Here is a 25,289-nt window from a genome sequence, read left to right on the forward strand (position 1 = left end):
CGCCGCATTCGGGAGTACTCCCCTTGCTCGCGTGACGATACCGGCCGTACCTATGCATGGCCTCGGAGCCGCCCCGCAGAGACGAACATCGACCCCGACGCGGAGCGCGTGGGGGCCGATGTTCGTGTGCGAGCGTGTCTGCTACTTGGCGGCAGCCTCGGCCGGCTCGGGGGCCTTCTCGGCGGCGGGCTTATTCGCTGCGGGCTTCTTCGCCGCCGGCTTCTTCGCAGCCGGCTTCTCCGTCACCTCAGCCGATGCGGCCGGAGCGGCCTTGGCCGCCGACTTCTTCGCAGCCGGAGCAGCCTTCGCGGCCGGAGCAGCCTCTGCCACGGGCGCGGCCGGAGCAGCCGGGCGCGGGCGCGCCGCGAACTCCTCGAAGACGTAGCGCGGGTTCTGCACGGTCTCGAGGTTCACCAGGTCGCGGCCGAGCCACAGGTTGTTCCACCAGCCCCAGATGACGCGGAACTTGCGCTCCCACGTGGGCATCGCAAGACCGTGGTAGCCGCGGTGCGCGACCCAGGCCACGAAACCCTTGAGGGCGATCTTGCCGGACTGGAAGACACCGTTGTACAGGCCGAGGCCGGCGACGGCACCGAGGTTCTTGTGGAAGTACTCCTTGGGCTTCTCTCCCCGGAGGACCGCGACGAGGTTCTTCGCGAGCAGCTTGGCCTGGCGGACCGCGTGCTGGGCATTCGGCACGCAGAAGCCGCCGACCCCGCCACCGGACAGGTCGGGAACGGCCGAGACGTCACCGGCCGCCCAGGCTCCCTCGACGAACGCCTCGGGGGTGCCGACGCGCAGGTCGGCGCGGGTCTGGATGCGACCGCGCTCCTCGACCGGCAGGTCTCCGCCGCGGACGACGGTCGGGTTGGCCATGACACCCGCGGTCCACACGATGACGTCGGTCGGGATGACCTCACCGGTGGAAAGCTCGACGTTGCCGTCGACGGCGCTCGTCAGCTGCGTGTCGAGGTGCACGTTGGCTCCGCGCTTGGCCAGGTCCTTGAGCACCCACTCGCTGGTCTGCAGCGAGACCTCGGGCATGATGCGGCCCATCGCCTCGATGAGGTGGAAGTGCGTGTCGTCGAAGCTGATCTGCGGGTACTTGGCCACCAGCGCGGACGCCAGCGAACGCAGCTCGGCGAACACCTCGATGCCGGCGAAGCCACCACCGACGACCACGACGGTCAGCAGACGGTCGCGCTCAGGGCCGGCCGGGAGGGACGCGGCCTTGTCGAAGTTCGACATGACCTTGTCGCGGATCGCGACGGCCTCTTCGATCGTCTTCAGACCGATCGCGTTGTCGGCGATGCCGGGGATCGGGAAGGTACGCGACACGGCACCGGCGGTGACGACGATCTGGTCGTACGCGAACTCGTACGGCTCACCCACGGGCGGTGTGATGGTCGCGACCTTCTGCGCGTGGTTGATGTTCGTCACCTTGGCGGTGAGGACGTTCGTGCGCTTGAGGTGACGACGGTGCGCGACCACCGAGTGTCGCGCCTCGATGGAGCCGGCGGCGACCTCGGGCAGGAACGGCTGGTACGTCATGTACGGCAGCGGGTCGACCATGGTCACGTCGGCTTCGCCCTTGCGCAGGTGCTTCTCGAGCTTCCACGCGGTGTAGAAACCCGCGTACCCTCCGCCGACGATCAGGATCTTGGGCACAGTGCTGTTCTGAGGCACAGAAGAACTACTCCTCGGAGTCGGGGGTGTGGCGTACGGAAATGCGCGCCGATCGGATGCGCCGGGCAGCTGCGGTGACGCCAAGCGCTACCAGGATACCAGGGACGGTGAGCGCAATGAGCGGCAGGGTACCGTAGCGCAGTGAATCCGCGCTGGGAAGCAACGGTGAACCCGCCTCGGTCGGAGCGTCTGCGGCAGGAAGAGGGGGAACGGCGACCGGAGTCCTCGTCTCCACCGGCTGCGGTTCCGACTGCGCACGGCGGAACACGCGGATCCACTCCGCCAGGTCTCCCATGGGGTTCTCGCTCACTGCGGGGATGTTTGCAGAGATCGCCGCCGCCGCATCCACCAGCCCGTACCCGTACAGCGGATCCTGGGGCTTGATCGCATCGTCGACCGGAATCGCGGTCTTGATGATGCGGTTGATGACGTCGATCGCCTTGATGTCGGGGTGCGCCGAGCGGATCAGCGCCGCGACTCCGGCGACGATGGGCGCCGCACCGCTCGTGCCGCGCCAGGGGACGACCGAGCCATCGGCCGAGACACCGATCAGGCCTTCGCTGGGCGCCGAGATCCCGATCGTGATGCCCTGCGTCGACGCCTCGATGCTGGCCGTGCCCGTCTGGTCGACGCCGCCGACGGTGAGCACGCCGGGAATGGTCGCCGGGGCGCCGATGATGTTCGTCCCGCTCCCCCGGTTGCCGGCGGCGACGACCACCACCACGTCGTGCTCGAAGGCGTACAGGAACGCCTCGTCCCAGCTCTCGTCCCAATCGAGCGTGTTCGTGGTGAACGACAGATTGATGACGTCGGCCCCGTTGTCGACGGCCCACTTCATGCCCTTCGCCACCTGTTCCGTGAACGGCACCGTCGCGGCCGCACCGAAACCCACGGAGATCGAGAGCAGGTTGGCCTCCGGAGCCACGCCGATCATGCCCGTTCCGTCCGGTGCACCGCGTCCGGCAGCCAGCGAAGCCACCCAGGATCCGTGGTTGCCGTCGACCGCGCCCAGCGGGGTGCGTCCGTCCGGAGTCCCGGCCCCCGACACGTCCGTGCCCCCGACGACCGCGTCGCCGAAGACCGACGGCACCTTGCCGATGCCCGTGTCGATCACCGCGATCGTCACGCCCTTGCCGCGGGTCGTCTGCCAGGCCTCGCGGATGCGTGCGCCGTCGAGCCAGTACTCCGAGGCGCGGACCGGATCTGCGGGGTCATCGGGGATCGGCGGCGGCGTGGCGGAAGCGCCGATGAGCAGCACGGTCGCCGCGACCACCACGATGGCGGCAGCGCTGCGCAGCTTCCGGCGCGCGGTCATGCCGAGGGGGCCGCCCCGTCGCGCACGGCGGCACCGGGGTCTTCGCAGCGGCAGACCGAGGGCGACCATGAAGAGCGTGCGAGTGCGGCGTCGCCGATCGGGTTGACCCCGGGGCCCGCAGCCAGGGCATGTCCGGCCAGGGCGTGCAGGCACTTGACACGCGTGGGCATGCCTCCGGCGGAGATGCCGTCGATCTCGGAGACCTCTCCGAACTGCCCACGGTCGGCGAGATAGGCCTCGTGGGCTGCGAGGTAGGCCGCGGCCACGTCTTCGTCGTCGGTGAGGAGGGCGGCGAGCTCCGGCATCACCTGGGTGGCCTCGAGCGTCGACATCGCCGCGGTCGCCGCCGGGTGCGTCAGGTAGTAGAACGTGGGGAACGGCGTGCCGTCCGGCAGACGCGGGGTGGTCGCGACGACCGTCGGGTTGCCGCACACGCAGCGGGCCGCGATGCCCACCACGCCTCGGGCGGGACGACCGAGCTGAGCCGATACGACGGCGAGTTCGGCGGGCGTGGGGGCGGGGAACGGCGGCGTGGTCACCCCACCAGCGTAGGGGAGCCGCCAGGGAGGATGCTCGGAGCGAATGCTCAGGGAGCGACGGCGGCCGTGTCGCTGAGCCCGGTCGAGACCACGGTGCGCAGCAACTGCGGCATCCAGTCCGTCGGCGTCTCGACGAGCGTCTCGCTCACGGGGTCCTGCTCACGCGGAAGTGCTGCGGGGTCGAGGTCGTTGTCGACCAGGTAGACGACCTCGCCGGGCTTGACGTAGTAGAGGCGTTCGCGGGCCTGGGTGGCGATGTACGCGGGGTCGTTCCAACGCTCGCGTTCCGCGACGAGCGCCTCGATCTGGTCTTCGCTCACCTTCACCGATGCCTCGAGAGCAGCGATCTTCTGACGCTGATCGATGAAGGTCCCGAGCGTGGGCACGAGCACCCAGGCTCCCAGCACCACGAGAGAGAGCATGATGACGGAGAACGCCGAGAGCCGGATGCCGGATGCCCACTCGCGCACGTCGACGCGAGGCGCCTCGCCTCGGGACGCGCTCGACGCACGCCGAGACGACGTCGTCGCTGCCTGCGCCCGGGGCTTCGCGCCCTTCTTCGTGGGCGAGGGCGTCGGCTGCGCTCGCGGAGACGACGAAGGAGGAGCCGGTCGTCGTGCCACGGCTCCTCCTTCGTCGTGCCGGCTCAGCGGCGGTGTTCACCGCCGTGTCGGCGGCTTCTTCGATGTGTCGTGCGTTCAGGCCTGGTAGCGCGGGAACGCCGAGCGGCCGGCGAAGACCGCGGCGTCGCCGAGCTCTTCCTCGATGCGCAGCAGCTGGTTGTACTTCGCGACACGCTCGCTGCGGGCAGGGGCGCCCGCCTTGATCTGGCCCGCGTTGGTCGCGACGACCAGGTCGGCGATCGTGGTGTCCTCGGTCTCGCCCGAGCGGTGCGAGAGCATCGCCGTGTACCCGGAGCGCTGCGCCAGGCTGACGGCGTCGAACGTCTCGGTGAGCGTGCCGATCTGGTTGACCTTGACGAGCAGCGAGTTGGCGACGCCACGCTTGATGCCGTCGGCGAGACGCTGCGGGTTGGTGACGAACAGGTCGTCGCCGACCAGCTGGACCTTGGAGCCCAGGACGTCGGTGAGGTGCTTCCAGTTGTCCCAGTCGTCCTCGGCGAGAGCGTCTTCGATCGTGACGATCGGGAAGTCGTTCACGAGTCCGACGTAGTACTCGGTGAGCGCGGCGGCGTCCCAGTCCTTGTTGTCGAGACGGTAGACGCCGTCCTTGAAGAACTCGGTCGCGGCGACGTCGAGCCCGAGGGCGATGTCGGTTCCGGGCGTGAACCCGGCCTTCTCGATCGCCTTCACCAGGAAGTCGAGGCCCTCACGGTTGCTGGGCAGGTCGGGAGCGAAGCCGCCCTCGTCGCCCAGACCGGTCGCGTAGCCGGCGGCCTTCAGCTCGGCGCGCAGCACGTGGTAGGTCTCGACACCCCACCGGAGTGCCTCGGAGTAGGTCTCGGCGCCGATCGGCGCGAGGAAGAACTCCTGCATGTCGATGCCGTTGTCGGCGTGCTCGCCACCGTTGATGACGTTGAACAGCGGAACGGGCAGCACGTGCGCGTTCGGGCCGCCGAGGTAGCGGAACAGCGGGAGGTCGGCCGAGTCCGCGGCGGCCTTGGCCACGGCCAGGCTCACGCCGAGGATGGCGTTGGCGCCGACGCGCTTCTTGTTCTCGGTGCCGTCGACATCGATCAGGATCTCGTCGACGATGCGCTGCTCGCTCGCCTCGACACCCTCGATCGCCGGTCCGAGCTCATCGATGATGGCCTCGACGGCCTTCAGCACGCCCTTGCCGCCGTAGCGGCTCTTGTCTCCGTCGCGGAGCTCGTACGCCTCGAACGCGCCCGTGGATGCGCCGGACGGAACGGCCGCCCGCTGCACGATGCCGTCGTCGAGGAGGACCTCCACCTCGACGGTCGGGTTTCCGCGCGAGTCGAGAATCTCGCGTGCGCCTACAGCCTCGATCAGTGCCACTGATGTGCTCCTTGCTCAGGGGGAAAACGTTGTGTGGAGCGTCGTCGATCCGCGCCCAGTCTAGCCCGGCCTCCCGACGGACTCCGGGACTCGCCCGGACGCGAATCGCCCGCGGCGGGAAGCCCCGGAAGGTCAGACGACCACGGCGATCGCGAAGCCGTCCCATCCCTTCACGCCCACGGTCTGCAGGGCCGTGGCATCGAAGCGCGGATCCTCCCCCAGCATCCGCAGTCCGTCGCGGGTGCCCACGACCTTGGGATCGGTGCTGTCGTCGCGGACGATCTCGCCCTCGCGCCCGATGTTGTCGAGCACGATCACCGTGCCGGAGTGCCCGAGCTTCGCCGCCCAATCGAGGTAGATCGTGTTCGACTCCTTGTCGGCGTCGATGAACACCAGATCGAATCCGCCGACCAGGGTCGGCAGCACGTCCGCTCCCCGCCCCACCCGGATGTCGACGCGATCACCGACCCCCGCGGCGTCGATGCTGGCACGGGCGACCGCCGCGTTGTCCGATTCCGCCTCGATCGTCACGATCCGTCCTTCGGCGCCGACGGCGCGGGCGAGCCAGATCGTCGAGTAGCCGCCGAGCGTGCCGATCTCGAGCACGCGGCGCGCGCCGCTGATGCGGACCAGCAGGTTCAGCAGTTTGCCGGCGACGGGCGCGACCTCGATCTCCGGGAGGCCGGCGGCCCGCTGCGCAGTGAGGGCCGACTCCAGCGCCGGATCGGGACCGACGAGCAGATCGGAGAGGAAGCTGTCGGCGTCGGACCAGGCGGCGGGGGTGGATTCCATGGCCTCAGCCAACCCCCGGCGCCGCCCTCCGTCAAGGCCGCGGTGCCGAGAGCAGCCGCCCCGACGCGTCGGCGAGCTCGGGCTGGGCACGGAACTGTCCCGTCAGCTGCAGCACCACCGCGACGAGCGCGAGGACGACCCAGGTCGCGACGCCGAGTGGTCCCGCCAACGCCAGGTCGGGCTGCGTCGCGGCGACGATGAGGATGAGCCCCGCCGCGGCGTTCAGAGATCCGTGCGCGATGACCGCCGGCCACACCGATGCGGACCGCAGCCGCAGCCAGCCGAGCAGGACGCCCCAGGCCACGCATCCACCGATCATGAACAGGATGCCCGTGATGTCGGTGCGCCCGAAGTTGTAGCCGAGCAGGATGATCGGGCTGTGCCACACGCCCCAGATCACGCCGCTGAGGATCGGAGCCGGCCACGTGCCGAGCGGACGCAGCGCCGGAAGCAGCCACCCCCGCCAGCCGAGCTCCTCGCCGAACGCGAAGAGGCTGTTGAACAGCGCGCCGATGGGGATCATCGCGAGCTGCGCGAACACGACGACCTGGACAGGAGGCAGTGGCGTTCCGGCCGGCACTGCCTTCTCGAGCTCGGCTGCGAGAGCCGAGAATGTCAGGTCGAGCTGCACGAAACCGAGCGCGGCGGAGAGCAGGACGCCCAGGCCCACGAGCAGCGGCGGAACGAGCCACCCCGCGACCATGAGCCAGATCACGCGCTTCGCGGGGCGCAGCGGCCACAGTCCGAGGAAGCGGGCGCGCTGCCCGGGTGCGGGGACGCGCATCGCGAAAGTGACGATGAGAGCCGCCACCGCAGGCGTGAACATCATCACCGGCAGCAGGAACACCGAGCTCGGCTCGGCGAGCCCGTCGCCCAGCCACAGGGGCAGGGCGACCAGCCAGGAGAGGACGAAGGAGACCGCCACGAAGACGATCACCGCGGTCCACGGCACACGGCGCTGGTTCAGGGTCTGGTCGTTCATGAGGTCTCCTTTCCGGAGTCCGTCGATCGATCGGTCGAGGGGATGGCCACGGTCCGCGCGCGGTCGACATAGGCCTGGAGCAGCGCCGCGGCTTCTTCCGCGCCGTCGATGGTGACGATGAAGGGTCGCCGGCCCCGTCGGGAGACCTCGATCGCAGATCCGCGGCGCATGACGATCCCGGTGCGCCCGTCGACGGCGATGCGCCATCCCCAGCCGCCGAACTCGCCGAACGGGGAGATGTCGACAGCGCGCGCCGCCTCGACCTCGTCGAGCGGGACACGGATGCGCGGCCAGCCCAGCAGGGCACGAGCGGAGAAGCCCTCCGGTGTGACCGTGACGCGGAACGAGGCGGTCGCCGCGAGGGCGAAGCCCACGACGACCACGACCAGCGCGACGATCCAGCCACCCTCGACGCCGGTGCCGAGCATGTACGCGGCGAGCGCGACGAGACCGAGGAGCACGAACAGCAGGAAGGCGAGCGCGCCGCGCGGCATCGTCGTCGTGGCGACCCACACGACGCGTTCGCCCTTCGCGACGTGCACCGAGTAGCGGGGTTCGAGCGTGCGCCCCTGCTCCGGCCGCACGCGCGGCTGCACGGCCCAGGCGATGCCGCCGACCAGAAGGAGTGCGGCGAACGCGAGTGCCATGGTGCCCCCGATGCCGGGCGATTCCGCGGGGTCGGCGAGCTCACGCTGGATCGCGAGGGATCCGAGGCTCATCACGGCCGCGAAGGCGGACATCCCCGCGGAGAGTGCGCCCATCAGCCGGGCCGCCCCGCCCCAGTGCGCACCGACGGACGCGAGGGTGACGATCGCCATCAGCGCCGGCAAGCCGAGCCCGACCCCGACGAGGATCCAGAGATACACGGACGGCGGGCCGAACCGGTCGGCGCCGCTCACACCCCAATGGGTCGCCACCTGTGGCGGCAGCGTGGGCAGCCAGGCGAGCAGGATCACGACGGCGACGGCGGTGATCACGATCGGCAGGATCACCGCGACGACGAAGAAGGTCAGCCGAGCGCGTCGCAGCAGCGCAGGCGGCGTGCGGGTGAGGTCGTGGATGGTCATGGCGAGTCCTCCTCGCGGCTGTCGGGGCGGTCGGGATCGGAACGGGGGAGATCAGAACGGTCGAGATCGGATCGGGCGTCACGGTGCGCATGAACGATGCCGGCGAGCGTGTCGGCGGAGACGCCGAGGGCTGCGGCACGGCGCACCAGCTCGTCGATGTCGTGAGCGAGTTCGGCGAGGGGCGCAGCCGAGGCCGCGATGACCGCTCCCCTCCCGCGACGCAGATCGACCAACCCCTCATCGCGCAGCCGCTGGTAGGCGTGCAGGACGGTGTGCTGGTTGATGTCGAGCGCTTCGGCGACGTCGCGGGCCGCGGGAAGGCGATCGCCGGGCGCGAGGACCCCGGTGAGAATGTCGGAGCGGATGGAGGCCGCCACCTGGTCGTAGAGCGCGCGGGGGCTGTCGGGATCGACGCGGATGAGCATCCGGCCCTCCTCTCCTATCATCGCTACTTATTCTATGCGAACTATAACAACTGTGCCAACCCTCCAGACGTCTTCGTCGCTTCCGCCCTGGTGCCGCACACTGGCCTTCATGCGCATCACTCCCCGCCGTCTCGCGATCGGCATGAGCCTGTGGATCCCCAACCTCTTCAGCGGCATCCGCATCCGCCGCTTCAGCGAGGACTGGACGCACGCGACCGTCGAGCTGCACGTCAACGTCTTCACCCGCAACTACGTCAAGACCGCGTTCGGCGGCTCGATGTCGGCGATGACCGACCCGTACTTCTTCATGCTGGTCATGCACCAGCTCGGACGCGACCACGTCGTGTGGGACACCCGCGGCGAGATCGAGTTCCTCAAGCCCGGCCGAGGCGTGCTCACCGCCGAGTTCGAGGTGTCGAAGGAGAAGGCGGAGGAGATCCGCGAGCGTGCACGCGGCGGAGCCAAGGTGCTCGAGTGGTTCGAGACCGTCATCACCGACCGTGAGGGCGACGTCGTCGCGAAGGTGCGCCGCGAGGTCTACATCCGGGAGAAGAAGCGCGTCACCGCTTCGCGGGGCTGATCCCGCCGGCGAGCGTCGACGCCCTCGCGATCAGGGTGGGGGCGAGGCGCACGGTGTCGTGCGCGGTCGATGCGCCCGACACCAGTCCGAGGACGAGCTCCAGAGCCGTGCGACCGCTCTCCTCGAACGGCTGCCGCACGGTCGTGAGGTCGAGCGCCGCAGCGACCTCGCCGTCGTCGTAGCCGACGACCGCGAGCGGAGCGGTGCCGGGGTCCGCGCGCAACGCCGACAGCACCGCGGCGGCGAACTGGTCGTGGTTCGCGACGATCGCCGTCGCACCCGCGGCGCGGGCCGCAGCGATCACCCGGCCGTCGACCGCGGAGGGATCAGCGACCGCCAGGTCGGTCATCGCCAGGTGCTGCGTGAGCCCTTCGATACGGAGCATCCCGGCCGACACGTAGGCCGGCGAGCGCTGCGGCTCATGCACGAACAGGACACGACGATGTCCGAGGCCGGCGAGGTGGCGGCCGATCTGCGCACCGCCGTCACGGTCGTCGACGAGGACGACCGGACCTCCCACGTCCGACCGCGTCGGCACCACGTCGACGTAGACCACCGGGATGCGCGCGGCCCTGCTCGCCCGTCGCGCCGCGCCGCCGAGCGGAACCCCCATCACCACGAGGCCGGTGGCGTCCGTGCGCGTGGGCAGCACGTCGAGCAGCGGCTCATCGGCGGCCGCCGCCGAATCGAGGTCGTAGGGGATGATGTCGACCGCCGCATCCCTGGCCCTGCGGAGCATCCCGGACAGGCGACGCAGGTACGAGGGGTAGGTCGTGAACGGTGCAGCGACCGCGATGCGCGCGGCCCCCACGCGTCGCCCCTGCGTCATCCGATACCCGAGCGCGGTGGCCGCGGCGACGATGCGTTCGCGGGTCTCGGGTCGCACCCTGTGCGGCGCACTCACCGCCAGCGACACGGTGGAGATGCTCACTCCCGCGCGCTCCGCGACGTCGTAGATGGTGACCCGCCCCGGTCGTGCGCGCATGCTCGGACCTCCCTTCTTCATCGAAGTTCTTCGATTCCTCAGACTAGGTCGGAACCCGCCCCGGTCGGAACCCACCGGTGCGGAACCGTCGAAGGAGATGCCCGATGCCGACACCGCGGTCCCGATTCCGGCGCCCGACCCTCGACAGCGCCGTGGCGGCGTGGGAGGAGCGGGTCGCGCCTCTGATCGAGGAGGAACCCGCAGACCCCGCAGGACGACGCCGGGTCGCTGCCAGGAACGACGACACCGTGAGCGCCGCGCTCGGGATCACGCCGCTCCCCACCGCCGCCGAGGAGCACATCGTTCCGGTCGACGGGCACCCCGACGTACGCGTGCGCGTCTACTGGCCCGGCGAGGAGCGCACGCCACCCGGCTCGGGCCTCCCCGCGCTGGTGTACTTCTACGGCGGCGGATTCACGATCGCCGGGATCGACTGGGTCTCGTGGGACGCGCGGTTCCGAGCCCGAGCGCGGGATGCGGGGATCGTGATCGTCGCCGCCGACTACGCCCATGCCCCGGAGCAGCAGTTCCCGACCCAACCGGAGCAGTGCTGGGCGGCTTTCGAGTGGACGCACACCCACGCGACGGAGCTGGGGGCATCGCCGGACCGCCTCGCCGTGGGTGGGGCCTCATCGGGAGGCGACCTCGCCGCAGCCGTGACGTTGATGAACCGCGATCGCTCGGCGCATCCGATCGCCCTGCAGCTGCTGGAGAACCCCGCACTCGACCTGACCATGGGTCATGCCGATATGGCCGGCATCGATGCGCGGATGCCGGGAGTCATCGTGCGCGCGGTCGGCCGCACCCTGGTCCGGCAGTATGTCGGCGAGGATGCCGCGGCCGCTCGCCTCCCGTATGCGTCCCCGTTGCGGGCCGCATCGCACGAGGGGCTTCCGCCCGCCGTGATCCTCACCTCCGAGCTCGACCCCCTGCGCGGCGACGGAGAAGCCTATGCCCGAGCGCTCTCCGCCTCCGGGGTCCCGGTGACCGCGATGCGCTTCATCGGACAGACGCACGGCTCGCTCGGTTCGACCGGATTCGTGCCCGCAGCGGATGCCGCGCATCGCCTGGTCGTCTCCGAGCTGCGCACCCTCCATGGAAGGACGCCGTCATGAGCGACCAGGAGCAGCACGAGCCGCCGCTGAGTCCGGCGATCCTGGAGTGGATCCAGCGCATCCGCGAGCTCTCCGCGACCCTCCCCGAGCTGGAGTCGCCTGCCATGGGTGCGCGTCGCCGGGCGCAGCGGGAGCTGAGCGACCTCCTGGCCTCCGAGTTCACCGCGCCGGTCCCCTCGGGCGTGGAGATCGACGATCTGACGGTGGCGGGAGGGGAAAGTCCGCTGCGCGCCCGACGGTTCCGCACCGCAGCCGCGCCGGGCGCCCTCCCCACGATGCTGTGGCTGCACGGCGGCGGTTGGACCGGCGGCACGATCGACGAGTCGCTCAACGATCGGCTCTGTGCGGATCGCGCACTGCGCTCCGGCGTCCAGATCATTTCGCTCGAATACCGGCTGGCGCCCGAGCACCCGTTCCCCGCTCCGGTCGACGACGCCGTCGCGGCCTTGGCGGATCTGCGCGAACGTGCCGACGAGCTCGCGATCGATGCGGATCGGCTGGGCGTGGGCGGCAACTCCGCCGGCGCGACCATCGCAGCCTCCGCCGCGCTGCGCGAGCGCGACGCCGGAACATCTCTGCACCACCAGGCGCTCGAAGTGCTTCCGGCCGCGCTGCGCCTCGTCGGCGCATCGATGCCCCGCCGCCTCGCCGCCGCGGACTGGGAGGCGGCCATGCACCTCGCCGAGGTCTATCGCGCCGGCGCTCCCCTCGCCGACGCTTCTCCGCTGGACGCGCCAGACCACCGCGACCTCGCTCCCGCCCTGATCCTCGCCGCCGAATTCGATCCCCTCCTGGACGGCGCGATGGCGTACGCCGACGCGCTGCGCGAGGCCGGAGTCCCCGTGGTCCTGCGCATCGGCGCCGGCCACGACCATGCCTCCCCCGGCCTGACCGGCCGGTGGGAGAGGGCACGCCAGTGGCGCGACGTCTTCGTCCGGGAACTCGCCGATGCCTACCGCTCCGCCGGCCACTCCCCCGCGGATGCAGTGACGACCACGGGAGCGCACCTGTGACCCTTCCCCACCCCGACCGAGATCCGGAGACGATGATGTCCACCCACGCAGTCGATCCTGTCTTCCCCGCAGACCCCGCTCCGCCACTCACCACCGACGCGATCCCCGGTCAGCGCCAGACACGCTGGTTCTGGATCGCCTTCGTGCTCGCGTGGCTCGGATCCGGCATCGCCCAGGGCGTCGCCAGCGTCGCGATCCCCCAGCTCCTCAAGGAGTGGGACCCCGACCAGGCGACGGGCGACCTCAGCATCATCCTCACGCTCGGCGGCGCCGCCATCCTCATCACGACGCCGATCTTCGGTCGTCTGAGCGATCGATCGATGTCCCGCCTCGGCATCCGCCGCCCCTGGATCCTCTCCGGCTCGCTGATCGCCCTGGCCGGATACGTCGTGCAGGCGACCGCCCCCTCCCTCCTCGCGCTCGGAGCCGGCACCATCCTGGTCCTGGTCGGCTGGGGCGCCGTGTCGATGACGGTCCACACGCTGTTCGCCGACCAGATCCGCCGCAGCATCCGCGCCATCATGTCGGCCGTCACGGGGGCCGCCACCGCGATCGGGATCCTCGGCGGAGTGTCGCTCGCCGGAGTGGTCGCCCCGATCGGCCAGGTCGGCATGTTCCTGATCCCCGGCGGGTTCTCCGTGCTCCTGGCACTGATGCTGTTCTTCACGCTGAAGGACATCCGTCGCCGGCAGCCCGCCGACCCGATGGACTGGAACGCCGTTCTGGCGACGTTCTGGCTGAGCCCCCGCCGCTACCCCGACTTCGCCTGGGCCTGGCTGTGCCGCTTCTTCATGACCGCATCGATCGTGTCGGTCACGAGCTACCTCTACCTGACGATCTCGGGCCGCTTCGGCATCGACGACCCGACGGAGATCGCCGCGGTGCAGACGCAGGCCACGGCGGCCTTCACGCTCATGAACCTGGTGATGGCATTCGTGTTCGGGGTGATCTCCGATCGCACGGGCCGCCGCAAGCCGAGCGTCGTCATCGGCGCACTCGCCAGCGCGGCAGGCCTGATACTGGCGATCTCCTTCGGTGACATCGCGTTCTTCCTCGTCGGGATCGCGGTCGTCGGGGCCGGTCAAGGCGCCTACATCGCGGCCGATGTCGCCCTGATGACGGAGTGCCTCCCCTCCGTGGATGACGCCGGCAAGGATCTCGGCATCGTGGCCCTCGCCTATCTGCTGCCGGGCATCCTCGTGCCCGTTTTCGGATTCTTCGCCACCCGCATAGGCTCGCCGACAGGTGAGAACTTCGCGGCCCTCTACATCGGCGCGGTCGTGATGGCCGTGATCGCCGCATTCGCGGTCACCAGAGTGAAGGGCGTGCGATGACCGATGCTCCCCGTCTCGGCGGCACAGCCCGCCGTGAGTACCGACGCCTCTCCCGATCCGTCGACATGCCCCCGCAGACGCATCGGAAGGTCACGCGCACGGCCGACATCCCGGTCTCGGCGGACGACGGAGCCGCACTCCTCACCGACCACTGGCATGCGGAGGGATCCGACGGGCACACCGTGCTGATCCGCACCCCGTACGGGCGTGACGGCATCGCCGGGGTGGCCCTGTTCCTCGCCGAACGCGGGCACCATGTCGTGGTGCAGAGCTGCCGGGGCACATTCGGGTCGGGAGGAGTGTTCGACCCGCTGCACGACGAGGTCTCCGACGGACAGGCGACGATGCGGTGGTTGCGCGCGCAGCCGTGGGCGACAGGACGCGTGCACTCCTGGGGCGGAAGCTACTTCGGCGTGACCCAGTGGGCCTACTGCGACGGCGACGTGCGTCCGGACGCCCTGGGCATCGCGATCTCGGCGCGGCGGTTCGACGACGCGATCCTCTACCCGGGCGGCGGATTCTCGATCGACACGCCGCTCACGTGGGCGTACGCGCTGGACATCCAGGAGCGGTCGCTGCCGTCGAAGGCGTGGGCACTGCTGCGCGCCCGCCGCGCCTTCCGTCGGGGTGCGCTCGCGATCCCGCCTGCAGACGCGGTGCGCGTGGCACGTGGCGCGGACCCGCAGTTCTTCCGCGACTGGGTCGAGCACAGCGACGAAGGCGACCCCTGGTGGGAGCCGATGCACTTCGCACAGGACATCGAGAGCATCCCGCCGGTCACTCTCGTGGCCGGATGGCAGGACCTGTTCCTGGTCGGTCAGCTGGCGGACTACGCCGCACTCCGCGATGCGGGGCGCCCGGTGCGCCTCATCATCGGCGACTGGGTGCACGGTGCCCCCGAGATCACGGTGATCGGCGCCTGCGAGGTACTGCGCTCCTTCCGCGCGGACGCCGCCGCGGAGGGCGTACGCCTCGACGTGACCGGAGGAGGTGGCCCGCGGGAGCTGGAGATCTGGCCCCCGCCGCATTCGGCGATGTCGATGGCCCTCACCGCCGACGGACGACTCGACCGAAGCGGTGTCGAGCACCCCACCGCCGAGCTGACATACCGCTACGACCCGGCGGACCCGACGCCGGACGGGGGCGGACGCACGCTCAATCCCTTCTCCGCAGGGCGACGCAGACAAAGCACCCGCGAACGCCGGGACGATGTCCTCGTGTTCACCGGTGATCCGCTTCCGGAAGACCTGATCGTCATCGGAGTGCCCGAGATCGCCCTGCGTCTCGCATCGTCGAATCCTCGAGCCGACCTGTTCGTGCGTCTCTGCGAGGTCGACTCCAGGGGCGTCTCCCGAGCGGTCACCGACGGGTATCGACGTCTCTCGCCCGACGAAACCGGCACCGAGGACACCGGCACCGACGTCACCGGCACCGACGACACCGGCACCGACGACACCGGCCGTATCCGGCTCGAACTCGCGCCCCTTGCCCACCGCTTCGCCGCAGGGTCGCGTCTGCGCGTGCAGGTGTCGTCCGGCGCCCACCCGCTGCATCTGCGCAACTCCGGCACCGATGATCCGGTGCGCGATCACTCGCGCCTGATCGCCAGCGAGCAGACCGTGCGTGTGGGAGGCTCCGATCCCGCCACCCTCACCCTGCCCGCCGCAGTGACGGCTGGGGCGCACGCGGGGGCGGCGTCACCCGCCGTTCACCGCCGCGTGCCACGATGACGGGATGCCCCTCGCCCGTCGCCTGACACTCGCGGATGCCGTCGCCATCGGCCTCGGATCGATGATCGGCGCCGGCGTCTTCGCGGTGTGGGCACCCGCGATCGGGGTCGCCGGGAGCGGGATCCTCATCGCCCTCGCGATCGCCGCCGTCGTCGCGTACTGCAACGCCACCTCGTCGGCGCAGCTCGCCGCCGCCCACCCCGTCGCCGGCGGCACGTATGCCTATGCCCGCGCCGAGATCGGCCCCTGGTGGGGCTTCATCGCGGGGTGGAGCTTCGTGATCGGCAAGATCGCGAGCTGCGCAGCCATGGCCATGACGTTCGCCGCCTATGCAGCCCCCGCCGGCTGGCAGGTGCCCGTCGCCGTCTCGGCCGTCGTGCTTCTCGCCGTCGTGAACTGCTTCGGTGTGACCCGCACAGCACTGGTCACCCGCATCCTCGTGGCGTGCTCGCTGCTCGGGCTCGCGGTCGCGGTCGGATTCGGTATAGCAGCCGCCCCGACGGCCGCTCCTCCTCCGCTGCCCGAGGCGACGGTCTACGGGGTGCTCCAGGGAGCCGGGCTGCTGTTCTTCGCGTTCGCCGGATACGCGCGCATCGCGACGATGGGCGAAGAGGTCGTCGACCCCGCCCGCACGATCCCCCGTGCGATCGTGTTCGCCCTGGGCGGCGCCGTTGTCGTGTACGCACTGGTCGGGTCGGTCGTCGTGCTCGTGCTCGGTGCCGAAGCGATCGGGGCGACGGCGCCGCTGGTCGATCTGCTCGCCGCAGCCGGTGCATCGGTGTGGATTCCGGTGCTCCGCGTGGCCGCGGCTGCCGCCTCGCTCGGCGCGCTCCTGGCGCTGCTGACCGGAATCGGCCGCACGACCCTGGCGATGGCCCGCGAGGGCGATGTTCCGCGGTTCCTCGCGAAGATCGACCGGAACCACCAGGTTCCGCAGCGTGCCGAGATCACCATCGCCCTCATCGTGATCGCCATCGTGCTCGTCGCCGACCTGCGCGGTGCCATCGGCTTCTCCTCCTTCGGTGTCCTCCTCTACTACCTCATCGCGAACGCCGCGGCCTTCCGGCAGCGCGGGCGTGCGCGACGCTACCCGCGAGCGCTGCAGGTTCTCGGTGCCCTCGGATGTCTGGTCCTGGTGAACACCCTGCCCGTGTTCGCGTCGATCATCGGCACCGCCGTCGTGCTGCTCGGCATCGGATACCGCCTGCTGCGTCTGCGGCTCACACGGGCCTGAACTCCTCGGGCGCTGAGCTCCTCGGGGTTGAGCCCTCGGGGTTGAGCTCTCACGACTCCGGGGCTCCGCCTGTCCGATCTCAGCCGCGCGTCTCGGAACGGTACACCCGCGGCGCGATGCCGAGCACAGCCTGGAAGTCCCGCGTGAGATGCGCATGATCGGCGTACCCGAGTTCTGCGGCGATCGAAGCCAGGTCGACTCCCGGCTCGTCGCGTACCCGCTGCGCCGCCTCCTGCAGGCGCCGACGCCGGATCATCGCGGCCGGCGAGAGCCCGACGTGGCGGTGCGTCATGCGCTGCAGGGTCCGCACCGAGACCGCCAGGCGTGTGGCGGCCTCCTCCGTGGTGAGGGCGGCCCCGTCTCCCATCAGCACCTCCATGGCGGCATTGGCCTGGCGTGCAGGTTCGCCAACCGGTCCCACACGCTTCTCGAGCCACCGGGAGACAGCCTCGACCGCCCGTTCCCGGCGCCCTTCACCCGCCTCCATCGCGTCGGCCACGGCACGGCGGAGGTCGGCGACGACCTCTCCCGCGTCGAGCACCCGCTCCGCGTCGACCAGGGATGACGGATCGTCGATCAGCGCGACGACTGCTGCCGGTCGCAGAAGGGCACCGACAGCCCATCCGCTCCCCTGCAGATCGCGGTGGGACAGGCGGGTGGTCGCGCCCGACAGCGTCACGGCATCCGCATCGACGACGAGGTTGAGCGCCGGATAGGCGACCACCTCCTGCCGCGACGAGCGCCCGGGCTCGATGTCCCACTCCGGAATCCAGAACCACGCGACCAGATCCGCCACCGACGACGGTGCCGGCAACCGATGGAACTGCGGCAGACGTGCGGGATACAGCACACCGCGGCTCGGGTTCACCATAGCCCCAGCGTAGGCTCCGGACCCGACATCCGGATGCTGTCGCAGATCTTCAAGCCACCGCCATCCCGACCCGCCTAACGTGGCGGCATGAGCACTGACGACACCACGAACGACACCACCGCGAAGACCACCGCGAAGACCACCGCGAAGACCACCGCGAACGCCCCGACGACCGGGACGAACGGGACATACACGACGAACGGGCGCCCGAACAGCGCCACCTCCCTCACGCCCTTCCTGGCGATCCCCGACGCGAAGCAGGCGATCGAGTTCTACCGCGACGTCTTCGGCGCCCGCGTCATCGACGTCACGGAGTTCGGCGGGGTGGTCGCGCACGCCGACCTCGACTTCGGTCTCGGCCTGCTCCAGCTCGGAGAGCCGAACCCCGACTACCACCTCGTGCGCTCCCCCGACGGCGACGACGACTGCTACTCCATGGGTCTGTACGTCTCGGACGTCGATGCGGTCGTCGAGAAGGCCGTCGCCGCGGGAGCGGCCGTGCGTGAAGCGCCCGCGCCCTTCGTCTCGGGCGACCGGTTCGCCAGCATCCGCGATCCGTTCGGTGTGCGCTGGTCGGTCATGACCCGTGTCGAGGACATCTCCGACGAGGAGAGCAGCCGCCGGGTGGCCGAATGGGCAGCGTCGTTCAGCGCGGAGCCGACGGACGGCGCGAGCTGAGCGACCTCTCCGCCGCGCGATACACCGCCGGCAGCAGCGCCTCGGCTGTGCGGCGATACCCGAGCGCGCTCGGATGGAAGCGGTCGAGGCTGAACATCGCTTCGGGCTCGTCGAAGAACATCGATCCCACCGCGTGGCGCAGATCCACCGGCTCGGCGCCCGCCTGTCGGGCCGTCTCGTCCTGGATCTCAGCGAGACGGCGCGACAGGCTCGACGCGATCCGCCGGAGGGGCTGCGGCACGGCGCGCAACGCACCGAGGTCGGGGCAGGTGCCCACGACGACCTCGGCACCCATCTCGCGCAGCCGGCGGATCGTCTCGTGCAGATGCTGCGCGGACAGCCCCACCGGCAGCCGGTGGGTCACGTCGTTCCCTCCGACGACGATCACGGCCACGTGTGGGCGGTACTCGGCGGGCAGGGCGTCGAGCTGAGCGGGGAGATCGGGCGACTCCGCACCGACCGCTGCCGCCGTGCGCAGCCTCACGGGGCGGTGCATCCGGCGTCCTGTCGACTTCGCCAGACGCCCGCCGAGCGTCTCCTTGCGGTGCTCGGCTCCGAGACCCGCGGCGATCGAGTCGCCGAGCACCAGCAGGTCGAGGGGCGCTCCGTCGAGACCTCGACGCCAGAGGCGATCCGCATCGAGTGCTTCCTCCCCCAGCGGCTTCCCGATCCGCCGTCGCGCGAGCGCCGCCTGTCGGCCGAGCACGAGCCGGAAGCCGATGAGGAGCGCAACGAGTGTCGCCCCGGCCAGAACGGGGATGCGGAAGCGGCTCACGCCCTGATTCCATCCCGACACCGTGAACGCGGCGTGAACGGGATCCGGCGACGACCCCGGCTCGTCAGGAGAGCGGCTTGAGCTCCAGCTCGTCGGCACCGGTGGAGACGGTCGCGAAGGCGGTGTAGCCGTCGGCAGCCGATCGCTCCAGCAGCGCCTTGACGTTCTTGGTGCGTCGCTCGAGCCGCACCCTGGCCCCGCCGGCGATCAGTGCCGCCTTGTGCCGGACCAGCTCGTGCACCGGAACTTCGGCATCGTGGATGAGCACGACCGCCCGCGCCCCGGCATCGGCCTCATCGGCGATCAAGTCGACCAGGCGTTCGAATCCGAGCGAGAAGCCCACCGCCGGTACCTGCTGCCCGAGGAAGCGCCCGATCATGCCGTCGTACCGGCCGCCACCTCCGAGCGAGTACCCGACGGAGGGGTGCGCGAGCTCGAAGATCGTGCCCGTGTAGTACCCCATGCCACGCACGAGGAACGGATCGAAGACGAGCGGGATGTCGGACTGACCGCGCCCCGCGGCCACGGCCTCGCCGATGCCGACCAGGTGCTCGATCAGCTCGGCCGGTGCCCCCTCGGGCAGCGCCTTGCGGATCTGCCGCTCGCCGAACGGGTGGTACTCCATGGTCTGCGGACGTCGCAGGAAGGCGTCGAACGCGTCGGCGGCCGCAGTCGAGGCACTGCGCTCCCGCAGCTCGGTCGCCACCCCCTCGGGGCCGATCTTGTCGAGCTTGTCGATCGTGATGAGCACCCCTGGGCGCTCCTCCGCCGTGAACCCGAAGCTGTCGAGCATCCAATCCAGCACCCGGCGGTCGTTGATGCGCACGGTCGCGCCCTCGAGGCCCAGCGCGTCGACGGCGTCGAGCGAGGCGACCATCAGCTCGGCCTCGGCGCGCGAGGAGTCATCGCCCATGATGTCGATGTCGCACTGCACGAACTGACGGTAGCGGCCCTTCTGCGGACGCTCGGCGCGCCAGACCGGACCGATCTGGATCGAGCGGAACACGGTGGGGAGCTGACCACGGTTGCTCGCGTAGAAGCGCGCGAGCGGCACGGTCAGGTCGTACCGGAGGCCGAGATCGGAGAGCGCGGCCGGGTCGTCGGCGGCGGCGCGGATCGCATCGGCATCGAGACCACGGCGCAGGATGTTGTACGAGAGCTTCTCGTTGTCGCCACCGATACCGGCATGCAGTCGCTCGTAGTCCTCGACGACGGGCGTCTCGATCTCGTCGAATCCGTGTGCGAGGTAGCGCTCGCGGATGACGGAGAGCACACGCTCACGGCGGGCCTTGTCGGCGGGGAGGATGTCGCGCATGCCGCGCGGCGGATTCACGGTAGCCACGGTTCCATCTTCCCAGGTCTGTCGGCGTCGTCGCGCCGGGCGTCAGGAGGCGGCTTCGGCCGCGCGCACGTCGTCTTCGAGCACCCGCAGCCGCTCGCGCAGCGCCCGCTCGGCATCCCAGCCCTCGGCGCGCGCCGTCGCGACGAGGGCGAGGAGCGCTTCGCCGAGCTCCGCTTCCGAGTCCGGCGAGACGGCGGCCGGTGTCGGGTCGATCGTCACGCCCGCACCGGCGGCGCGGCCCGCGAGCTTCTGTGCGAGCGCGAGCGCCGGCATCCCCCGCGGCACACCGTCGAGCACGCTGCGTCGCGTGCGCTTCTCGGCCGCCTTCGCCGCGTTCCAGTGCACCAGCACCTGTTCGGGGGTGTCGGCGACCTCCCCGGCGAACACGTGAGGATGGCGACGCACCATCTTCTCGGTGAGCGTGCGCGCCACATCGTCGATGTCGAACGGATCATCCGGGTCCTGAGCCGCGATGGCGGAGTGGAACAGCACCTGCCACAGCAGATCGCCCAGCTCCTCGCGAAGGTCGTCGCGACTGCCGGCCTCGACCGCGTCGATCACCTCGTGCGACTCCTCGATGAGGTACGGCACGAGGTCGCGGTGCGTGATCTGCTGCGACCACACGCAGCGGTCCCTGACCGCGTGCATGGTGTCGGCGGCCTGACGGAGCGGATCCTGTGCGTCGTCGACGCCGGCATCGGTCTCGGGCTGAGCGCTCACGCTTCCTCCTCGAATCGGTCGGGCGCGGAGAGGCCCCGAGTCGGACTTCCCGTCATGATGCCTCTCAGGATGCTGCGGATGCGACCCGACGGTACCAGCGGGCCCGCAGCGACACGATGATCCCGGAGAGCACGAGAGCGATCAGCGACCCCACGAGCACGCCGAGGATCGCCTGGTCCCTGATGCCGCCGTCGTCGGCGAAGGCGAGATTCGCCAGCAGCAGAGAGACCGTGAAGCCGATGCCGCCGAGGGCTCCCGCGGCGAGGATGTCGGCGAACGGCAGCGCCGGATCGGCGCCCTTCGGGCGGATGCGCATCGCCAGCCAGCCGAACAGCGAGATGCCGATGATCTTGCCCACGGGCAGGGCCACGACGATGGCCCAGAACGCCGGCGACAGCTGCGTGATCGACACGGCGGGGATCACGACGAACGCCGCGACGAACGCGAACAGCGGCAGGATCGCACCGTTCACGGTCGGTTCGAGCGCATGCCGGGTGCGACCGGCGGGAACGGGCGACATCACGAGGCCCAGCAGCACACCGGCGATCGTGGCATGGATGCCGGAGGAAGCGACCAGGCCCCAGGTGAGCACGCCGACCAGGACCATCGCCACCGCGATCAGCGGGTGCCCCTTGGCGTGCAGGAGCCGGCTCAGCGCCCAGAACACCGCGACGCCGACGATCGCGAGGCCGAACAGCAGCCACTGCACGTCGTCGGCGAACAGCACCGCGATGAAGATGATGCCGATGATGTCGTCGAGGATGGCCAGCGCGAGCAGGAAGACGCGCACCCGCGACGGCAGCCCCTTGCCGAACATCGCCAGCACCCCGAGGGCGAAGGCAATGTCGGTCGCCGTGGGGATGGGCCAGCCCGGCGCCGTGGTGCCGTCGCCGCCGGCGATCAGGAGGTAGACCGCGATCGGGACGAGCACGCCTCCGGTTGCCGCGATCGCGGGCTGCACGGCCTTGCGTGGGGAGTCGAGCTCGCCGTGGGTCAGTTCGTGACGCAGCTCGATGGCCACGACGAGGAAGAAGACGGCGAGAAGACCGTCGGACACCCAGTGCGCGATGGACAGGTCGAGAGCGGTGCCGGGGATCGCGATGTGGAAGTCGAGGAAGGCGGCGAGCGCGTCGTGCGTCGGGAGGTTCGCGAGGAGCAGCCCGAGCCCGGCCGCGACGAGGAGGAGGACGGCAGGAAACTGCTGTCCGCGGAGGGGATTCGCTGAGATGCGCATTCCCCCCATCGTAGGTCGCCGGGAAGCCCCGGTGCTTCTCTCGATCCCGTGCCCGGACGCAGTCCGTCATGCGTGCAGGACACCCCTTCCCCGAGGGATACTCTCGAAGGGTGACCCCCGCACACTCCTTCTCCGAGCCCACGAACACCGAGGCCATCCGCGTGATCGGCCGCTTCGAAGCCGGCCGCGGCATCCCGGATGCGATGCGCACAGACGTCAGGATGCTCGGGCAGCTGCTCGGGCAGGTGCTGCGCGAAGCCGGCGGCGACGGCCTCTTCGAAGACGTCGAACGGCTGCGACTCGCGACGATCCAGGCCTACGACGAGGAGACCCCCGACGCGTTCGAGCGCGCGGCGGCGATCGCCGAGTCGTTCACGGTCGAGCGGGCCGACGAGGTCGCCCGCGCCTTCACCTGCTACTTCCACCTGGTCAACCTCGCCGAGGAGCACCAGCGTGTGCGCGTGCTGCGCGAGCGTGCCGGACAGCCGGGACGTGAGGACGCCGCCGACACCGTCGCGACCGCGTACGCCCGACTGCGCACCGAGGTCGGCGACGACGAGGCGCGCCGCCGCCTGGAGGGCCTCCGCTTCCACCCGGTCTTCACCGCGCACCCGACCGAGGCCCGCCGCCGTGCGGTCTCGTCGAGCATCCGCCGCCTGTCGGAGCTGCTCACGCAGCACGACGCCGCGAGCGAGGGCGGATCGGAAGAGCACCGTGCCCGCCGACGGATGCTGGAGGAGATCGACACGCTCTGGCGCACCGCTCCGCTGCGTTCCCAGAAGCCGTCTCCGACCGACGAGGTCCGCACCGTGATGGGCGTTTTCGACGAGACGCTCTTCACGACGGTGCCTCATGTGTACCGTCGCATCGACGACGCGCTCCGGGGAGAGGACTCGGGTGCCAGCGCCCCCGTCGTCCCCGCCTTCGTGCGGATCGGCTCGTGGGTCGGCGGCGACCGCGACGGCAATCCCTTCGTCACGGCGTCCGTCACGCGCGAGGCCTCGCAGATCGCGGCGGACCACGTTTTGCGCGGGCTCGAGCGTGCGCTGGAGCGCATCGGCCGGACGCTCACCCTCGCCTCAGACGACACGCCGCCCAGCGCCGAGGTCACCGCACTCTGGGAGAGCTTCGCCGCTGCAGAGCCCGCGCTGGCAGCCGAGCTCGCCACCCGCTCTCCCGACGAGCTGCACCGACGCGTGCTGCTGATCCTGGCGCGTCGCGTCGCCGCCACGCGCCGGGGTGACGACAGTGCCCAGGCGTACGCACGTCCCGAGGAGCTGCTGGAAGATCTGCGCGCCGTGCAGGCGTCGCTCGCCGATGCCGGCGCGAAGCGCCATGCGTTCGGCGGCGTGCAGCACCTGATCTGGCAGGTCGAGACCTACGGCTTCCACCTCACCGAGCTGGAGGTGCGTCAGCACTCCCAGGTGCACGCGAAGGCACTGGCAGAACTCGAGGCGGGAGAGGCCGTCAGCGCGCAGACCGAGGAGGTGCTGGAGGTGTTCCGCGCGATCGCGGATATCCAGCGCGACCGCGGGCTGCGCGCCGCCGGGCGCTACGTCGTCTCGTTCACCCAGGCCGCCTCTGACCTCGCCAATGTGCACCGCCTCGCCCACTACGCCCTCGGCGACGACGCTCCGGTGCTCGACGTGGTGCCGCTGTTCGAGACGTTCGCCGACCTGCAGGCGGCTCCCGGCATCCTCGAGGAAGCCGTGACGTTCCCGGAGTTCCGCGAGCGCATGGCGGCCACCGGCAACCGGCTCGAAGTCATGCTCGGCTACTCCGACTCGTCGAAGGACGTCGGCCCGGTGGCCGCGAACCTCGCCCTGTACGAGGCGCAGGAGAAGATCGCGCGGTGGGCCCGGGAGTCCGGCATCGAGCTGACCCTCTTCCACGGTCGTGGGGGTGCCCTCGGACGCGGCGGCGGCCCCGCCAACTCCGCGATCCTCGCGCAGCCGCCGCACTCGGTCGACGGCCGCTTCAAGCTCACCGAGCAGGGCGAGGTGATCTTCGCGCGCTACGGTGAGCCCGCGATCGCGATGCGTCACATCGACCAGGTCGCCGCGGCGACGCTGCTCGCCTCCTCCCCCACCGAGGAGCAGCGCACGAGCCGGGCGGCCGCGCGGTACGCCGAGGTCGCGTCGATCATGGACGCTGCCTCCCGCGAGCGCTTCTTCTCCCTCGTGAAGGCGGAGGGTTTCGCTCCCTGGTTCGCCACCGTGACCCCGATGGAGGAGATCGGTCTGCTCGCGCTCGGCTCCCGCCCCGCCCGCCGCGGACTGTCGGTGGAGTCGCTGGAAGACCTGCGGGCGATCCCGTGGGTCTTCGCGTGGACGCAGGCTCGCATCAACCTGGCCGGATGGTTCGGCCTCGGCACCGCTCTGGACGCCGTCGGCGATGAGGCGCTGCTCGTCGAGGCGTACCGGGAGTGGCCGCTGCTGCGCACCATGATCGACAACGTCGCGATGAGCCTCGCGAAGACCGACGAGCGCATCGCGCGCCAGTACCTCGCCCTCGGCGACCGCGACGACCTGGCGCAGCTCGTGCTCGACGAGCTCGCGACGACGCGGCGCTGGGTGATCCGCCTCACCGGCGGCGAGAGTCTGCTCGAGAACAAGCCCGTGCTCCAGCGCGCCGTACAGCTGCGCAGTCCGTACGTCGACGCGCTCTCGCTCCTGCAGCTGCGCGCGCTCCGGGCGCTGCGCTCGGCCGCGGAGGATCCCACGGGCTCCGGCGCCGACGCGGAACAGCAGCGACTGCTGCTGCTCTCCGTCAGCGGTGTGGCCGCCGGCCTGCAGAACACCGGGTGACCGACGTCGCCACCGAACCGGCGGGAACCCCCGCTTCGGTGGCGACTAGAGTGAAGTCTCTGCCGGATCCGGCACAGCCTCACGCG

At 70.5% G+C, this 25,289-nt stretch carries 23 protein-coding genes; 8 read left to right on the forward strand and 15 right to left on the reverse strand.

Going from position 1 to position 25,289, the window contains the following annotated elements:
- Positions 1 to 141 precede the first annotated feature (141 nt).
- From ABDC25_RS12060 to ABDC25_RS12100, 9 genes are all read right to left on the reverse strand, one after another.
- On the reverse strand, positions 142 to 1,668 hold the full coding sequence (locus ABDC25_RS12060; RefSeq protein WP_347125991.1) for an FAD-dependent oxidoreductase: 1,527 nt from the start codon (positions 1,666 to 1,668) through the stop codon (positions 142 to 144).
- Between the two features lie 25 nt (positions 1,669 to 1,693).
- Positions 1,694 to 3,001 (reverse strand): S8 family serine peptidase, encoded by a 1,308-nt coding sequence (locus tag ABDC25_RS12065; RefSeq protein ID WP_347123058.1) that lies wholly within the window; start codon positions 2,999 to 3,001, stop codon positions 1,694 to 1,696.
- On the reverse strand, positions 2,998 to 3,540 hold the full coding sequence (locus ABDC25_RS12070; protein WP_021199529.1) for a DUF501 domain-containing protein: 543 nt from the start codon (positions 3,538 to 3,540) through the stop codon (positions 2,998 to 3,000). The genes ABDC25_RS12065 and ABDC25_RS12070 overlap by 4 nt, the downstream gene beginning before the upstream one ends.
- Before the next feature lie 47 nt (positions 3,541 to 3,587).
- Positions 3,588 to 4,163, reverse strand: coding sequence for a septum formation initiator family protein (locus ABDC25_RS12075; RefSeq protein ID WP_021199528.1), 576 nt, complete (start codon positions 4,161 to 4,163; stop codon positions 3,588 to 3,590).
- A 75-nt stretch (positions 4,164 to 4,238) separates the two neighbouring features.
- Positions 4,239 to 5,519: a phosphopyruvate hydratase gene (gene eno, locus ABDC25_RS12080; RefSeq protein WP_021199527.1), complete on the reverse strand. Its 1,281-nt coding sequence runs from the start codon at positions 5,517 to 5,519 to the stop codon at positions 4,239 to 4,241.
- Positions 5,520 to 5,651: 132 nt separating this feature from the next.
- The gene (locus tag ABDC25_RS12085) at positions 5,652 to 6,311 is read right to left on the reverse strand and encodes an O-methyltransferase (RefSeq protein WP_167254606.1); all 660 of its coding nucleotides are present in this window, start codon (positions 6,309 to 6,311) and stop codon (positions 5,652 to 5,654) included.
- Positions 6,312 to 6,342: 31 nt separating this feature from the next.
- Complete coding sequence (locus tag ABDC25_RS12090) at positions 6,343 to 7,293, reverse strand: type II CAAX endopeptidase family protein (protein ID WP_347123059.1); 951 nt, start codon at positions 7,291 to 7,293, stop codon at positions 6,343 to 6,345.
- Positions 7,290 to 8,360 carry a DUF1648 domain-containing protein gene (locus ABDC25_RS12095; RefSeq protein WP_029260399.1) on the reverse strand — a complete coding sequence of 357 codons (1,071 nt, stop codon included), beginning with the start codon at positions 8,358 to 8,360 and terminating at the stop codon, positions 7,290 to 7,292. The genes ABDC25_RS12090 and ABDC25_RS12095 overlap by 4 nt, the downstream gene beginning before the upstream one ends.
- Positions 8,357 to 8,785, reverse strand: coding sequence for a GntR family transcriptional regulator (locus tag ABDC25_RS12100; protein ID WP_021199523.1), 429 nt, complete (start codon positions 8,783 to 8,785; stop codon positions 8,357 to 8,359). Before ABDC25_RS12100 ends, ABDC25_RS12095 begins: the two co-directional genes overlap by 4 nt.
- A 109-nt stretch (positions 8,786 to 8,894) precedes the next feature.
- Here ABDC25_RS12100 and ABDC25_RS12105 point away from each other — a divergent pair, with 109 nt between their 5' ends.
- Positions 8,895 to 9,365: a DUF4442 domain-containing protein gene (locus tag ABDC25_RS12105; RefSeq protein ID WP_021199522.1), complete on the forward strand. Its 471-nt coding sequence runs from the start codon at positions 8,895 to 8,897 to the stop codon at positions 9,363 to 9,365.
- Here the strand turns inward: ABDC25_RS12105 and ABDC25_RS12110 are convergent.
- A complete protein-coding gene (locus ABDC25_RS12110; RefSeq protein WP_031207208.1) occupies positions 9,346 to 10,350 on the reverse strand; it encodes a LacI family DNA-binding transcriptional regulator in 1,005 nt (334 codons plus the stop codon). The genes ABDC25_RS12105 and ABDC25_RS12110 overlap by 20 nt on opposite strands.
- 104 nt (positions 10,351 to 10,454) lie before the next feature.
- Here ABDC25_RS12110 and ABDC25_RS12115 point away from each other — a divergent pair, with 104 nt between their 5' ends.
- From ABDC25_RS12115 to ABDC25_RS12135, 5 genes are read left to right on the forward strand one after another with little or no spacing between them, the layout of a single operon-like run.
- A complete protein-coding gene (locus ABDC25_RS12115; protein ID WP_347123060.1) occupies positions 10,455 to 11,465 on the forward strand; it encodes an alpha/beta hydrolase in 1,011 nt (336 codons plus the stop codon).
- Positions 11,462 to 12,478, forward strand: a complete 1,017-nt coding sequence (locus ABDC25_RS12120; protein ID WP_021199519.1) for an alpha/beta hydrolase fold domain-containing protein — start codon at positions 11,462 to 11,464, stop codon at positions 12,476 to 12,478. Before ABDC25_RS12115 ends, ABDC25_RS12120 begins: the two co-directional genes overlap by 4 nt.
- Before the next feature lie 35 nt (positions 12,479 to 12,513).
- Complete coding sequence (locus ABDC25_RS12125) at positions 12,514 to 13,812, forward strand: MFS transporter (RefSeq protein ID WP_347123061.1); 1,299 nt, start codon at positions 12,514 to 12,516, stop codon at positions 13,810 to 13,812.
- Entirely contained in the window at positions 13,809 to 15,542 is a 1,734-nt protein-coding gene (locus tag ABDC25_RS12130; RefSeq protein ID WP_347123062.1) for a CocE/NonD family hydrolase, read from the forward strand. Before ABDC25_RS12125 ends, ABDC25_RS12130 begins: the two co-directional genes overlap by 4 nt.
- Before the next feature lie 4 nt (positions 15,543 to 15,546).
- Complete coding sequence (locus ABDC25_RS12135; protein WP_021199516.1) at positions 15,547 to 16,776, forward strand: APC family permease; 1,230 nt, start codon at positions 15,547 to 15,549, stop codon at positions 16,774 to 16,776.
- A gap of 79 nt (positions 16,777 to 16,855) precedes the next feature.
- On the opposite strand, the gene ABDC25_RS12140 is transcribed toward ABDC25_RS12135, so the two are convergent.
- A complete protein-coding gene (locus ABDC25_RS12140; protein ID WP_029266611.1) occupies positions 16,856 to 17,647 on the reverse strand; it encodes a helix-turn-helix domain-containing protein in 792 nt (263 codons plus the stop codon).
- Positions 17,648 to 17,734: 87 nt separating this feature from the next.
- Between ABDC25_RS12140 and ABDC25_RS12145 the strand changes: the two genes are divergently transcribed.
- Complete coding sequence (locus ABDC25_RS12145; protein ID WP_347123063.1) at positions 17,735 to 18,325, forward strand: VOC family protein; 591 nt, start codon at positions 17,735 to 17,737, stop codon at positions 18,323 to 18,325.
- Here the strand turns inward: ABDC25_RS12145 and ABDC25_RS12150 are convergent.
- From ABDC25_RS12150 to nhaA, 4 genes are all read right to left on the reverse strand, one after another.
- Positions 18,294 to 19,100: an SGNH/GDSL hydrolase family protein gene (locus tag ABDC25_RS12150; protein WP_029266607.1), complete on the reverse strand. Its 807-nt coding sequence runs from the start codon at positions 19,098 to 19,100 to the stop codon at positions 18,294 to 18,296. The genes ABDC25_RS12145 and ABDC25_RS12150 overlap by 32 nt on opposite strands.
- 64 nt (positions 19,101 to 19,164) lie before the next feature.
- On the reverse strand, positions 19,165 to 20,415 hold the full coding sequence (gene hisS, locus ABDC25_RS12155; protein WP_240750696.1) for a histidine--tRNA ligase: 1,251 nt from the start codon (positions 20,413 to 20,415) through the stop codon (positions 19,165 to 19,167).
- A gap of 69 nt (positions 20,416 to 20,484) precedes the next feature.
- A complete protein-coding gene (locus tag ABDC25_RS12160; protein ID WP_208323757.1) occupies positions 20,485 to 21,090 on the reverse strand; it encodes a MazG family protein in 606 nt (201 codons plus the stop codon).
- A 136-nt stretch (positions 21,091 to 21,226) separates the two neighbouring features.
- Positions 21,227 to 22,396 (reverse strand): Na+/H+ antiporter NhaA, encoded by a 1,170-nt coding sequence (nhaA, locus tag ABDC25_RS12165; protein WP_029260412.1) that lies wholly within the window; start codon positions 22,394 to 22,396, stop codon positions 21,227 to 21,229.
- A gap of 110 nt (positions 22,397 to 22,506) precedes the next feature.
- Here nhaA and ABDC25_RS12170 point away from each other — a divergent pair, with 110 nt between their 5' ends.
- Positions 22,507 to 25,203, forward strand: coding sequence for a phosphoenolpyruvate carboxylase (locus ABDC25_RS12170; RefSeq protein WP_347123064.1), 2,697 nt, complete (start codon positions 22,507 to 22,509; stop codon positions 25,201 to 25,203).
- The last annotated feature ends 86 nt before the right edge of the window (positions 25,204 to 25,289 follow it).

Source organism: Microbacterium sp. SY138 (assembly GCF_039729145.1).
Lineage (GTDB): Bacteria > Actinomycetota > Actinomycetes > Actinomycetales > Microbacteriaceae > Microbacterium > Microbacterium maritypicum_A.